Source organism: Bradyrhizobium sp. 26S5 (assembly GCF_036923295.1).
GTDB classification, from domain to species: domain Bacteria; phylum Pseudomonadota; class Alphaproteobacteria; order Rhizobiales; family Xanthobacteraceae; genus Bradyrhizobium; species Bradyrhizobium septentrionale.
In genome coordinates this window covers 8,346,914-8,360,090 of record NZ_CP145948.1, presented here as the reverse complement: position 1 = coordinate 8,360,090, position 13,177 = coordinate 8,346,914, and the positions used below count along the sequence as shown (strand labels likewise).

11 protein-coding genes are annotated in these 13,177 nt (G+C 64.4%); 8 read left to right on the top strand and 3 right to left on the bottom strand.

All coding sequences use genetic code 11. From position 1 onward, the window contains the following. Positions 1-72: 72 nt before the first annotated feature. Positions 73-1,221, top strand: coding sequence for a DUF3095 domain-containing protein (locus V5279_RS39625; protein WP_338692277.1), 1,149 nt, complete (start codon positions 73-75; stop codon positions 1,219-1,221). 179 nt (positions 1,222-1,400) lie between these two features. Here V5279_RS39625 and V5279_RS39620 read toward each other — a convergent pair whose 3' ends face one another. From V5279_RS39620 to V5279_RS39610, 3 genes are all read right to left on the bottom strand, one after another. Further along, positions 1,401-1,844, bottom strand: a complete 444-nt coding sequence (locus tag V5279_RS39620; RefSeq protein WP_338692276.1) for a DUF2147 domain-containing protein — start codon at positions 1,842-1,844, stop codon at positions 1,401-1,403. A gap of 222 nt (positions 1,845-2,066) precedes the next feature. After that, positions 2,067-3,452 (bottom strand): MATE family efflux transporter, encoded by a 1,386-nt coding sequence (locus V5279_RS39615; protein WP_338692275.1) that lies wholly within the window; start codon positions 3,450-3,452, stop codon positions 2,067-2,069. Between the two features lie 262 nt (positions 3,453-3,714). Then, entirely contained in the window at positions 3,715-4,245 is a 531-nt protein-coding gene (locus tag V5279_RS39610) for a GNAT family N-acetyltransferase (protein WP_338692274.1), read from the bottom strand. Between the two features lie 141 nt (positions 4,246-4,386). Here V5279_RS39610 and V5279_RS39605 point away from each other — a divergent pair, with 141 nt between their 5' ends. From V5279_RS39605 to V5279_RS39575, 7 genes are all read left to right on the top strand, one after another. Continuing rightward, entirely contained in the window at positions 4,387-4,986 is a 600-nt protein-coding gene (locus tag V5279_RS39605; protein ID WP_021078629.1) for a superoxide dismutase, read from the top strand. Between the two features lie 244 nt (positions 4,987-5,230). Continuing rightward, positions 5,231-5,617 (top strand): fluoride efflux transporter CrcB, encoded by a 387-nt coding sequence (gene crcB / locus V5279_RS39600; protein WP_338692273.1) that lies wholly within the window; start codon positions 5,231-5,233, stop codon positions 5,615-5,617. 1,134 nt (positions 5,618-6,751) lie between these two features. Continuing rightward, entirely contained in the window at positions 6,752-7,465 is a 714-nt protein-coding gene (gene tolQ / locus V5279_RS39595; RefSeq protein WP_029085484.1) for a protein TolQ, read from the top strand. 128 nt (positions 7,466-7,593) lie between these two features. Next, a complete protein-coding gene (locus V5279_RS39590; RefSeq protein ID WP_338692272.1) occupies positions 7,594-8,061 on the top strand; it encodes a biopolymer transporter ExbD in 468 nt (155 codons plus the stop codon). A gap of 95 nt (positions 8,062-8,156) precedes the next feature. Beyond that, the gene (locus V5279_RS39585; protein ID WP_338692271.1) at positions 8,157-9,089 is read left to right on the top strand and encodes a cell envelope integrity protein TolA; all 933 of its coding nucleotides are present in this window, start codon (positions 8,157-8,159) and stop codon (positions 9,087-9,089) included. Positions 9,090-9,161: 72 nt separating this feature from the next. Then, positions 9,162-10,505 (top strand): Tol-Pal system beta propeller repeat protein TolB, encoded by a 1,344-nt coding sequence (gene tolB / locus V5279_RS39580; protein WP_029085487.1) that lies wholly within the window; start codon positions 9,162-9,164, stop codon positions 10,503-10,505. A gap of 184 nt (positions 10,506-10,689) precedes the next feature. Further along, positions 10,690-13,014, top strand: a complete 2,325-nt coding sequence (locus tag V5279_RS39575; RefSeq protein ID WP_338692270.1) for an EAL domain-containing protein — start codon at positions 10,690-10,692, stop codon at positions 13,012-13,014. Positions 13,015-13,177: the final 163 nt, after the last annotated feature.

The following is a 13,177-nucleotide window of genomic DNA, read 5'->3' as shown; positions in this document are numbered from 1 at the left end:
CAAAACCCGATCCCAAACTGCCACGTATCTGCTAGAGAGTCCTACAGTGGCGAACAATGGCGCGGCGTTGCGATGGTGGGCGGCAGCGAGATCTTTTACGGCAGCATTCCGGTTTTTCGCGGCTTCGCGCGCCTGATGGATCCGGCGCTGTATGCGCGGCTGCCCGATGACTGGACGGTCGGCGTCGCCGATATCGTCGAGTCGACCAAGGCGATCGCGGCCCAGCGCTACAAGGCGGTCAACATGGCCGGCGCCGCGGTGGTCGCCTCCGTCACCAATGCGCTCGATGGCCGCGAATTCCCCTTCGTGTTCGGCGGCGACGGCGCGAGCTTCGCGATCTCCCCCGCCGATCTCGACAAAGCGCGCGAGGCGCTGGCCGCGACCGCGCGCTGGGTGCGCGACGACCTCGATCTGGTACTGCGGGTGGCGCTGGTGCCGATGACGGCGATTCGCGCCGCGGGCGCCGATGTCCGCGTCGCGCGCTTCGGGCCGTCGGCCAATCTGTCCTATGCGATGTTCTCCGGCGGCGGGTTGGCTTACGCCGATGCCGCAATGAAGCGCGGCGAGTTCGCGGTCGATCCGGCGCCGTCGGGCACGCAGCCCGATCTGTCCGGCCTGTCCTGCCGCTTCGAGGTGATGCCTTCAGTGCGCGGCGTCATCCTCTCGGTCCTGGTGCTGCCGGCGACGGACGCCGATCCCGCAGCCTTCCGCAAGGTGATCGAGGACATCGTCGTGCTGGTCGAGAAGAGCCCGGAGGCCGGACGGCCGGTGCCTGCAAGCGGCCCGCCGCTGCGCTGGCCGCCGCAGGGGATTGAATACGAGGCCCGCGCGCGGCGCGGCGGCTCGCTCGCGCTGCGCCGTGCCGCGGTGCTCGCGTTCACGCTGTGGGCCTACACGCTGATGCGGTTCAATATCCCGGTCGGCAAATTCGTGCCGAAAAACTATGTGCGGCAGGTGGTCGAGAATTCCGACTTCCGCAAGTTCGACGACGGCCTGCGCATGATCCTGGATTGCACGCCGGAGCTCGCCGCCGAGCTCGAACAGCGCCTGGTCGCCGCGGCCGCGCAGGGCGTCGTGCGCTACGGCCTGCACGAACAGGATGCCGCGATGATGACCTGCTTCACGCCGTCGGTGATGCGCGCCGACCACGTCCACTTCATCGACGGCGCCCGCGGCGGCTACGCCTCGGCGGCCACCGTGCTGAAGACGCGGGCGGCGTAGATTCGGTCTGACCGCGAATTCGGTGCACCTCTCCCGCTTGCGGGGGAGGTCGGCGCGCGGAGCGCGACGGGTGGGGGCTCTCTCCACAATATGACTCGTGGAGAGAGCCCCCACCCCGTCCCTCCCCCGCAAGCGGGAGAGGGGGCGCAATCCCTTTGCGGTTGCTGTTCAGCTAGACTCTACCGTCCGACGCGCGTCCAGGTCTCGCCGCCGCACAGCGCGCCGACGCAGCCTTCGACGCGCAGCGTGCTCTCGCCGGTCACCGTGACGCTGCTTGCATAGGTGCCGCCATCGTCGGCGTTGTAGATCTGGCCCGACCATTTGCCCGCCGCGACCGGATGCATGCCGGCGAACAGCGGCAGTCCGATGATCGGCCGGTTGGCCAGCGACGGATTGGGATTCTTGTTGTCGACCTGCGGCTTGCCGGTCATCGGATCGATCGGGTCGCGCAGGCTCACCACGACGCCGCAGATGCCGCCGCCGCATTTGCTGATCTTGACGCGGGCATCGCCCGCCTGGGTCTGCCAGACGCCGGCCGGCTCAGGCGCGCTCTGCGCATGCGCGGCAGGCACGGCAAGCGCCGTCGCGACGATTGCGATCACGAATCCGAATCGGCAGGCCATGATTGATCCCCCAGAAGGTCGGCCTGCATAACAAGTCGAAAGATTTCTGCAATGTCATATTCGCGCGATCAGGCGCGCGCCGTCTGGAAAATTTTCTTGCTCTTTTCCGGGACGGTCATGCTCAGGCAACGCTCCGGTGCGTCGCGGTGCGCTGTCGCGCTTTAGCTCTTTGTTTGAGCATGATCTTTTTCGGAAAACCGCTTCGCACTTTTCCGGATCATGCTATCCCCAGCGGGTCAGCTTGATCGAGACGATGGTGGCGAGGCCGAACGCCACCATGGCAGCGCCGACCAGCGCAAACAGCGTCCACGCCGGCGCGCTCACGGTAGCGAACCACCAGCCGCCGATGCCGACCAGCAGCAGGCGGATGGTGCCGGCCAGCACCGGGCCGCCGACCTTGGCCGCTCCTTGCGAGGAGAAGTAGAGGCAGACGCCGACGCCGAAGAAGCCGAAGGCAGGTCCAGCCAGCGCGAAATAGGACGAGGCGGCCGCGGTCACGCCGGGATCGCGGGTGAACAAAGCGATCCACAGCGTCGGTTTGACTGCGACCACAAGCCCGACCAGCCCGACGACGAGACCGGCGACGGTGCCGGCGGTCCACGCCACCTTGCGCGCCCGCGTCACAAGGCCCGCGCCGATCGCCATGCCGACCATCGGCACCGAGGCGACGCCGACCGCGAACGCGATCGGGATCAGCAGGAATTCCAGCCGCGAGCCCATGCCGTATCCGGCCAGCGTCTCGGTGCCGAAGCCCGCCAGGATTTTGGTGAAGATCAGGATGGTCAGCACGCTCTGCAGCGGCGACAGGCAGGAGATCGCGCCGACCTTGAGGATGTCGAGGAACATCGCGCGCTGGAAGCTGAAGGCGGCGAAGTCGAGTTTGAGCCGGCTGCGGCCGCTGGCGAGATACCAGGCAAGGAAGATCGCACCACACGTGAAGGCGGTGAGCTGGCCCGCGGCGACGCCGCGCATGCCGAGACCGGGCATGCCGAACAGGCCGAGACCGAACACGCCGCCGACCGCGATCTGGATGATCGAGACGGTGATCAGCGTCATCGAGGGAATCCGCATGTCGCCGGTGCCGCGCACCACGGAGGCGAGCGTGTTGACCAGCCAGATCGAGATCGCGCCGGAGAACAGCACCTGCGAGTAATGCAAGGATTGCTCGAGCACGCCGCCGCGGCCGCCAAGCAGCGCGTAGAAGTTTTGGCCGAAGCCCAGCATCATCACGGTGAAGAACAGTCCGGCACAGGCGCCGATGATCGCCGCATGCAGCGCCAGATCGGCGGCACGGTCGCGGTCGCCGGCGCCGAGCGCGCGGCTGATCGCCGACGAGACGCCGCCGCCCATCGCGCCCGCCGACATCATCTGCGTCAGCATCGCGAACGGAAACACCAGCGCGATGCCCGCCAGCGGCTCGGTGCCGAGCCGGCCGATATAGGAGGTCTCGGCAACCGCAACCAGGGTCGAGCCGAACATCGCGATGGTGTTGGGGATCGCGAGCTTCAGCAGCGTCGGCAGGATCGGCGCCGTCAGTAAATGATCGACCGGTACCGCAGGCGCGACTGCGGCGGGCCTGACGTCGTCGATCGAGGCGTCAATGGTCATGCGAAGAGGCTTTGCCTTGCTTCGCCTCTCCCGCTTGCGGGGGAGGCCGACACGCGCGCAGCGCGGGGCGGGTGGGGGTTCTCTCCACGGTGCGACTCGTGGAGAGAGCCCCCACCCCAACCCTCCCCCGCAAGCGGGAGAGGGGGCGCAGTATGCTTGCGGCCGTAGTTCGAGGTCACCTTGTGAAAGCCTGCAATCAATAAATGATGAGTGACATGTTAAGGCGCGCAGGCACCTCTCGCCACCGCCGCGCGCGCAGGGGTCACCACGGCAGGCCGCATAGGTCGATCTTGCCTTGGCGCGGCGCGCGGACGATGTCGTTGACGAACGGCGCCATCGCCTCGAAGCGGATCTGCCCCGACGGCTGTTCGCAAGTGACCTCGCCGGTGAAGGGATGCCAGCCGTGCGCCTGGTAGAACGCGAAATTGTGCGGCTCGCAGAATAAGATTGCAAATTTCACCGCATCATTGGCACGAATGGTGTGCACAGCGGCGTCGAGCGCGAGCGACGCATAGCCGCGCCGCCGGCAGTCCTCGCGGGTCGAGACCCCGCCGATGCCGCCGACATGCACCTTGTGGCCGTTCCAGGTGATGGTCCGGAAGTAGATACCGACATGGCAGGCCAGCCCGCTGTCGTCGGGCGCGTCGAGCAGCACGCGCAAATCCGCGTGAGCCCATTTGATGTCGGCCCAGGGCTGTTTCTCGACGATATCTGGGCTCCACACCGACCGGAGCAGCGGCTCGGCGCGCCGCCATGACGCATCTCCGTTGAGAATGTCGATTTCGATGCTCATCGCGGGGGTCCTGGGCCTTGGGTGCTCGGCTGTGCCGATCTGTCATACACGATCCGAAAATGCGGTGTTTCTCCGCGATGGAACCTTCTATAAGGGGGACCCGTTAAGTGTAGTCTCCCACCCTCTGTTGGACATTACCCCATGACCTTCACGCTACCCGATCTGCCCTACGCCCACGACGCCCTTGCGCCCTACATGTCCAAGGAAACGCTGGAGTTTCACCACGACAAGCATCACCAGGCCTACGTCACCAACGGCAACAACGCGATCAAGGGGACCGAATTCGAAGGCAAGTCCCTCGAGGAGATCGTGAAGGGCTCGTTCGGCAAGAACGCGGCCGTCTTCAACAATGCCGGCCAGCACTACAACCACATCCACTTCTGGAAGTGGATGAAGCCGAATGGCGGCGGCAGCAAGCTGCCCGGCCGGCTCGAGAAGAAGATCAACGAGGACCTCGGTGGCTTCGAGAAGTTCAAGACCGATTTCGCCGCCGCCGGCGTCGGCCAGTTCGGCTCCGGCTGGGCCTGGCTGCAGGTCAAGGGCGGCAAGCTCGAGATCGCCAAGACCCCGAACGGCGAGAACCCGCTGGTCCACGGCGCGGTGCCGATCCTCGGCGTCGACGTCTGGGAGCACTCCTACTACATCGACTACCGCAACCGCCGTCCGGACTATCTGAAGGCGTTCGTCGACAGCCTGGTCAACTGGGACTACGTCGACGAGCTGTTCGGCAAGGCCGGCTGAGCGCGGATTCGGTCGTCTCACGACTCGTCACCCTCCCCGGAAAGGGGAGGGTCGTTTCGCATGAAGCGAAGCGAAATGCGAAACGGGGAGGGGTCAACTCTCTCAACACGCGGTCTCTCACCGGAGAGACTGTGACCCCGCCCCGCCACTCATTTCATTCGCGTCGACCCTCCCTATCAGGGTGGGTGATTCGAGTGTGCGGTAAATGCGCCGCCACCCTGACCACACACCAGCGGGGGCATTGGTGGGTAACGCGGCAAGCTATCTCCTGGTCTTCTTCGGTGGCGGTCTCGGCGCAACCTTGCGCCAGCTGATCAACGTCACCTGCGCGCGCTGCATCGGCACCGCGTTTCCCTACGGCACTTTCATCATCAACATCACGGGCTCGACCGTGATGGGCCTGATCGCCGGCTATCTCGCCTTCAAGGGCGAGGCCTCGCAGCCCTGGCGGCTGTTCCTGATGACCGGAATCCTCGGCGGCTACACCACCTTCTCGGCCTTCTCGCTCGACACCGCGGTGCTCTATGAACGCGGCGAGCTCGGCCTTGCGGCGGTGTATGTCGCGGGCTCGGTCGTGTTGTCGATCGCGGGTCTGTTCGCCGGCCTCGCGATCATCAGGCATTTGAGCTGAGGCGCGCATATCTCCGTCATTCCGGGGCGCGTACAGTGTGAGTCAGAAATGACGGTGAGGTGAGCACGCTTCTCAGGCTCCCTCCCCCGCATCCGCCTTCGCCAAGAGGCTTCGGCGGACAAGAGGGGGGAGGGAACCCTGCCGCCGGTGGCTCCCTCACGCGCGCGTGCCGCTGAGTTGCCCGACGGCGCAAGCCCCAGGAGCAAAACTATTTCGGTTTATCGGAATGGCAACTCAGTGTATGGTTCGTCCGTCTCACCCGATTGAGGGGCGCTTCGCGATCGTCACGAACGCGGTGTGGGATGCGGTGGACGCCGAGCGTGGAACTGACGAGAGCACGCGAAGCGGACGGTGAAGTCGTGTGGTCCTGACGCCCTAGCGGCAGGTGTCTCGTCGCAAGACGCGAAGGCGTTTTGCGAAGGCGGTGACAAGCAAGCCCAGTCTCGCCGGGGAGAGCACGAAATAAGCCGTAACCCATCGCGCAGGGAAAGCCGGCGTTTCCGGTTACACCTGTGGTCCTACCCCCGTGCTTTCTACCTTTGCACGGGGCCCATGGGTGCGATCGGCACCCGGCTTTCCCTGCGCCCTCTGATCGAGGAGGGCGGAACGAAGAGCAAAGCTCGGGCGGATCATGTCGCGAGAACGCGGATGTCTGACTCACGAGTGGCGCAACAAACTCAGTGTCGTCCCGGCGCAGGCCGGGACCCATAACCACTGAAGGTGATTGTTGCGCGACGCTGGGGCCACAGCTTTCCTCACCAGCCCAATCCTGGGGTTATGGGTCCCGGCCTGCGCCGGGACGACATGGGGAAGGGGTCATCCCCTCCGGCGGAAACCGTTCATCCCGGGAACCCGCCAACCGCCTCGTCCGGCGGCATTTCCCGCCACCAAATTTCCCTTTGGTAACCTCGCCTTAACCATGATTAGCGTTTGGTTAGGGTCGGAATGCCGCGCGAAAAGCCCTCGTTTTGACATGTTGGCAGGGGAAGCAGGGCCCGGCTTTTGGACGGGCCCCCCATGCGACAGATGTAAGAGGCTCTCGCGCAGTTTTGCCGCGCCTGATACGCGGCCGTGGAACCGGTGCCGACTGGCGGCCCGCCTGATAGGGACACTTGCGTTGAGAGGATATTGCCGATGAATCCCGCCGACGTGGCTCAGTCAACGCTGCCACTGGCATCGAGCGATGTGTCGCTGATCGCATTGTTTTGGCAGGCCCATTGGGTCGTCAAATGCGTGATGTTGGGACTTCTATCCTGCTCGGTCTGGGTCTGGGCGATCGCGATCGACAAGATCCTGCTCTATGCCCGCACCAAGCGGGCGATGGACAAGTTCGAGCAGGCGTTCTGGTCCGGCCAGTCGATCGAGGAGCTCTACCGGGCGCTTTCGGCCAAGCCGACCCAGTCGATGGCGGCCTGTTTCGTCGCGGCGATGCGGGAGTGGAAGCGCTCCTTCGAGAGCCAGTCGCGGTCCTTTGCCGGCCTGCAGGCCCGGATCGACAAGGTCATGAACGTCTCGATCGCCCGGGAGGTGGAGCGGCTGGAACGGCGGCTTCTGGTGCTCGCCACGGTCGGCTCGGCCGGCCCCTTTGTCGGCCTGTTCGGCACCGTCTGGGGCATCATGTCGAGCTTCCAGTCGATCGCGGCCTCGAAAAACACCTCGCTGGCGGTGGTGGCGCCGGGCATCGCGGAGGCGCTATTTGCCACCGCAATCGGCCTGATTGCCGCAATTCCGGCGACTATTTTCTACAATAAGTTCACTTCGGAGGTGAACCGGCAGGCCCAGCGCCTGGAGGGGTTCGCCGACGAGTTCTCCGCCATCCTGTCGCGTCAGATCGACGAGCGGGGCTAGAGCATGATCCGGAAAAGTGGAGACCGGTTTTCCGAAAAGATCATGCTCAGACAGAGAGATGAGAACATGATGCGAATGCTCGCATCATGTTCGGGATATATGATGGTCACTTTGGCGAGTGTGCGATCATGGCGATGAGCATGGCAGGGTCCGGTGGCGGCGGGCGTCGCCGCGGCGGGCGCAAGCCTGTCATGGCCGAGATCAACGTCACGCCGATGGTCGACGTGATGCTGGTGCTCTTGATCATCTTCATGGTGGCGGCGCCGCTGATGACGTCGAACATCGACATCGACCTGCCGGTCGCCAGCGGCGGCAAGTCGATGTCGTCCAATGCGCCGCCTTTGACGCTGTCGGTCAAGCGCACCGGTGGCGGCTGTAACTCGAACATCGAGCTCTATCTCGGTGACGCGTCGATCGCGGCCGCCGATCTTCTGCCCAAGATCAAGGCCATCGGCGAGGCCCGGTCGGAGGCCGAAAGAGTGGTCTATCTGCGTGGCGACAAGGACGTCTGTTACACGGATATGATGAAATTGCTCGGGGAGATCCGGACCGCGGGGTTCAAGGCGAATATCGTCATCATCCCTGAAGGTGGCTAGGAGCATGATCCGGAAAAGTGGAAACCGGTTTTCCGGCCAGATCATGCTCCAACATGATGAGTCCATGTGCGGCAAGCGGCACGAGGAAGCCTGAATTGAAGGTCAAGGTCGACAAGACTCTGGCGGCATCGATTGTCCTGCACGTCCTCGTGATCGGGTGGGGCCTCGTGTCGTTTTCGACCAGGGCGTACGTGATGCCGGAAGAAGAGTCCGTCGCTGTTGACGTCATCTCGGCCGATCAGCTGTCGCATGTCATGACCGGCCAGAAGGACGGCAAGAAGGAAAATCCCAAGCCGCTGGTCGACAAGGTCGCCGAAGCCAAGCCGGTCGACGACATGGTCGGTAAGGTCGAAGATAAGAAGCCGCCGGTGGTGACGGAAACCGCGCCGCAGCCGACGCCGAAGGTGGAGAAGCCGGAAGACAAGAAGCCGGATCCGCCGAAGAAGGTCGAGAACAAGCCGAAGGAAGAGCCGAAGCCGGTCGAAAAGAAACCCGATCCGGTGAAGCCCGACCCGATCGCGGAAGCGATCAAGAAGGAAGAGAAGAAGCCGCAGAAGCCGGTTGAGCAGGCCGCGAAGCCGCCGCCGGAGCAGAAGCCGAAGGATCGCGTGTTCGACCAGAGCAAGATCGCAGCGCTGCTCGACAAGCGAGACCCGACGCGCGCCGCGGCGACCGGCGATACGCTCAACGCCAACGCTGCACTCGGCACGGCGAAGGGCAAGGCCGCCGACAACTCCGCGACCTGGGGCGCGATGTTCAGGCAGCAAGTCGAACGCTGCTGGAAGAACAAGCCCTACGGTAGCATCGAGGAGCAGCGGACCCAGGTGGTGATCGATGTCGATCTGAAGCGCGATGGCACGCTCGCGCGCATGCCGGTGGCGGAAGGCTCGCCAAGCACGCCCTACATGCGCGTCTATCAGGAGAGTGCCTTGCGCGCGATTATCGCATGTCAGCCCTATAATCTGCCCGTGGGCTGGTTCGATGAATGGAAGGCATTCGCGCCGGTGTTCAAAGAAAATAATACGTGAGATCAGCTGCGACGTTTGGCCAATAGCAGACAAAGTCTACCGACAATGACCGACAACAATGATTTGCGTGAAATGATGTTTCGCCTCAACCGCCGACAGATGATTTCCGGAATGGCCGCCTTTGGCGCGCTTGCGGGTGCACCCTTCCGTCAAGCCATCGGGCAGGAAGGCGGCCGCAAGCAGATTCCCGTCCCGGGCGGCGAGTTCGCGCCGGTGCCGATCGCGATTCCGAATTTTTCGGCCGGCACGCCTGGCGATACCGAAGTCGGCGTCGGTGTTGCGCAGGTCATCACCAACAACCTGAAGCGCAGCGGATTGTTCGCGCCGATCGACCAGGCGGCTTTTCTCGAGAAGCAGGTCAACATCGACGCGCCGCCGAACCTGAATAACTGGACGAGCATCAAGGCACAGGCGCTGGTGGTCGGCCGCATGACCCGCCAGGGCAACGGCCGCGTGAAAGCCGAATTCCGGCTCTGGGACGTCGGCACCGGCCAGCAGCTCGCCGGCCAGTCATACGACACCTCGGCGGAATACTGGCGCCGCATCGCCCACATCATCTCCGACCAGATCTATGAGCGGATGACCGGCGAGAAGGGCTATTTCGACACCCGCGTAGTGTTCGTCGACGAGAGCGGCTCGGCGGATCGCCGCGTCAAGCGGCTGGCGCTGATGGATCAGGACGGCGCCAATGTGCGCTATCTGACCCGCGGCACGGATCTCGTGCTGACGCCGCGTTTCTCGCCGTCGACCCAGGAAATCACCTATATGGAGTTCGGGCAGGGCGACCCGCGGGTCTATCTGCTCAACATCGAGACCGGCCAGCGCGAGATCGTCGGCAACTTCCCGGGCATGTCGTTCTCGCCGCGCTTCTCGCCCGACGGCCAGCGCGTCATCATGAGCCTGCAGCAGGGCGGCAACTCCAACCTGTTCGTGATGGATCTGCGCTCGAAGTCGATGACGCGGCTGACCGACACGCCGGCGATCGACACTTCTCCGTCTTATGCGCCAGATGGCACGCGGCTCTGCTTCGAATCCGATCGCGGCGGCAAGCCACAGATCTATGTGATGCCGGCGACCGGCGGCGCGGCCCAGCGCATCTCGTTCGGCGACGGCACCTATTCGACGCCGGTGTGGTCGCCGCGCGGCGACTACATCGCCTTCACCAAGCAGGGCGGCGGGCAGTTCGCGATCGGCATCATGAAGCCGGACGGCTCGGGCGAGCGCATCCTGACCTCGGGCTTCCACAATGAAGGCCCGACCTTTGCGCCGAACGGGCGCGTCGTGATGTTCTTCCGCGATCCCGGCGGCAACAGTGGGCCGTCGCTGTACACCATCGACGTCTCCGGCCGCAACGAGCTGCGGGTGCCGACGCCCGGATTTGCCTCCGATCCCGCCTGGTCGCCGCTGTTGTCGTGAGCCGGCGCAGACCTGCTCCGCGGAACCCAGGGGCCGGTCGGCACTTCTTACCTAGCGCACTGAATCTTATGCCGAATTTCGACTGTCAATGGGACGCGGCAAGGACTTGCTAACGATATTCCCTCAGAAAGACTTCACCTGCGATCAGTAAGAGTGCGAGCTGAAAAGGACGCGCGCTCTCACAATGCAGTTTGCAAGTCAGACGGGAGAACCGGACCGATCGATGTCGCCGACGATCTCCGCGGCGCTGGTCGATTCCCTGTTCATGAACCCCGCGCCCATGATCTTCGGCGCCTTCGGCCCCGCCATTGCGGGCGCCGTGATTGCGTTTGTCACCGGCAATCTCTTGTCCTGGCTGTGCGTGCCGCTGTTCATCGTGGTCGGTCTGGCGCGCGCGTGGCAGATGTACCGCTACCAGCAGCGCAATTCCCGGCTCACCGTCGAAGAGTCCGAGGCGTGGGAGAAGCGCTACCGGATCGGCAGCCTAGCCTACGGCATTGCGCTCGGCCTGTGGGGCTCCGCCGTGCTGCTCACGACCAAGGATGCCGCCGCCCACATGCTGTGCGTGACCACGGTGGTCGCCTACACCTCGGCGGGGGTCGGACGGACCTTTGGCCGGCCGCAGATCTTCCACCTGCATCTATTGATGTCGATCGGTCCTCTGATCGCGGCGCTGATGTATGTCGGCGGTCCCTATCACATCGCGCTTGCGCTGCTCAGCCTGGTGTTCTTCAGCGCCATTCGCCACCTCACGACCAGCCTGCAGCGGATCTACGTCAACGCCTGGATCGCCAAGGAGCGCGAGGCCGCGCTGGCGGGCCAGTTCGATACCGCGCTGAACAACATGCCGCACGGCCTGTGCATGTTCAGCGCCGACGGCCGCCTTGCGGTGATGAACCACCGCTTCATCGAGATGATGCAGCTGTCGGACGACTTCGTGCAGCGCGGCGCCAGCGCGACCGACATCTGCAATGCCTGCGTCCTGTCCGGCTCGATCTCGGCCGCGGCCGCGCAGCAGATCCTGTACGAGATCGAGAGTTCGCAGCGCGGCGATATCGTCACCAGCGACCCCGATTCCGCCAAGAACCGCTCGCTGGACTGGACCTTCCAGCCGATGGCCGGCGGCGGCACCGTCGTGCTGGTCGAGGACATCACCGAGCGCAAGGACGCCGAGGCCCGGATCAGCCACCTCGCGCGCTACGACGAGCTGACCGCACTGCCCAACCGCGTCAATTTCCGCGACGAGATCGGCCGGCTGCTCACCATGCAGCACGGCGAGCACCGCTCCGCGCTGCTGTTCGTCGACCTCGACCAGTTCAAGCAGGTCAACGATACGCTCGGCCATCCCTGCGGCGACCAGCTGCTCTGCGCGGTTGCCGAACGGCTGCGCGAGATGCTGCGGCCGGAGGATTTCGTGGCGCGGTTCGGCGGCGACGAGTTCGTCGTGTTCCAGCAGAACATCCACTCGCACGAGGACGCCGCCGCATTGGCGCGGCGCATCGTCGACCGCCTCAGCGAGCGCTACAAGATCGACAACCATCTGGTCGAGATCGGCGCCAGCGTCGGCATCGCGATGACCGCGCCCGGCGTCGGCGCCGATACGCTGCTGAAGAACGCCGACATGGCGCTCTACCGCGCCAAGGCCGACGGCCGCGGCACCTTCTGCTTCTTCCGCGACGAGATGGCGCAAACCGTCGAGGCCCGCCGCATCCTCGAGCTCGATCTGCGCAAGGCGCTCGCCAACGAGGAATTCGAGCTGTTCTACCAGCCGCTGATCAACCTCAAGTCCGGCAAGGTCTCGACCTGCGAGGCGCTGTTGCGCTGGAACCATCCGGCGCGCGGCACCGTCTCTCCCGTCGACATCATCCCGGTCGCTGAGGACATGGGCCTGATCGTCGATCTCGGCCGCTGGATCCTGCGCAAGGCCTGCATGGAGTGCATGAAGTGGCCCGAGGCGGTCAGCGTCGCGGTCAATTTCTCGCCGCAGCAGTTCCATCAGCGCGATGTGCTGAGCGAGGTGCGCTACGCGCTCGAGGTCTCCGGCCTGCCGGCGCACCGTCTCGAGATCGAGATCACCGAATCTTCGCTGCTGCACAACACCGAGCTGACCCACGACGTGCTGTCGCAGCTGCGTTCGCTCGGCGTGCGGATCTCGCTGGATGATTTCGGCACCGGCTACTCGTCGCTCAGCTACCTGCACAATTTCCCGCTGCAGAAGGTCAAGATCGACCGCTCCTTCCTCGAAGGCATCGACAGCGATCGCCCGCTCACCTTGCTGCGCGGCGTGGCGCGGCTGTCGGCGGATCTCGGCATGTCGGTCGTGGTCGAGGGCATCGAGACCAACGAGCAGCTGGAACTGATCAGTGCCGACGGCGCGGTGACCGAAGCACAGGGCTACCTGTTCAGCCGGCCGGTTCCCGCGGTGCGCATCCGCCAGCTGCTCAACGCTTCGCACGGCCGCCGCCCCGACGAGCAGTTGCACGTGGTTCCGTCGCGCTCGATCGCTTGATCCGGCGCCAAGGCCTTCAATCGATAGTTGTGAGAACCTTCGACTGCACGATTCGAAGTGCACCCTTGCGGTCAGGGGTTAACTGTATTGCCGCGATTGCTTTGACGAAAATTAAGAAGCTGTTAATCTTTTGGCTCGCGTTGAAGTTGTTGGGTTGTTCAGG

Coding starts and splice junctions, on each gene's coding strand:
- V5279_RS39625 (WP_338692277.1), top strand. CDS start 73: ATGGTGGGCGGCAGCGAGATCTTTTACGGCAGCATTCCGGTTTTTCGC.
- V5279_RS39620 (WP_338692276.1), bottom strand. CDS start 1,844: ATGGCCTGCCGATTCGGATTCGTGATCGCAATCGTCGCGACGGCGCTT.
- V5279_RS39615 (WP_338692275.1), bottom strand. CDS start 3,452: ATGACCATTGACGCCTCGATCGACGACGTCAGGCCCGCCGCAGTCGCG.
- V5279_RS39610 (WP_338692274.1), bottom strand. CDS start 4,245: ATGAGCATCGAAATCGACATTCTCAACGGAGATGCGTCATGGCGGCGC.
- V5279_RS39605 (WP_021078629.1), top strand. CDS start 4,387: ATGACCTTCACGCTACCCGATCTGCCCTACGCCCACGACGCCCTTGCG.
- tolQ (WP_029085484.1), top strand. CDS start 6,752: ATGAATCCCGCCGACGTGGCTCAGTCAACGCTGCCACTGGCATCGAGC.
- V5279_RS39590 (WP_338692272.1), top strand. CDS start 7,594: ATGGCGATGAGCATGGCAGGGTCCGGTGGCGGCGGGCGTCGCCGCGGC.
- tolB (WP_029085487.1), top strand. CDS start 9,162: ATGATGTTTCGCCTCAACCGCCGACAGATGATTTCCGGAATGGCCGCC.
- V5279_RS39575 (WP_338692270.1), top strand. CDS start 10,690: ATGCAGTTTGCAAGTCAGACGGGAGAACCGGACCGATCGATGTCGCCG.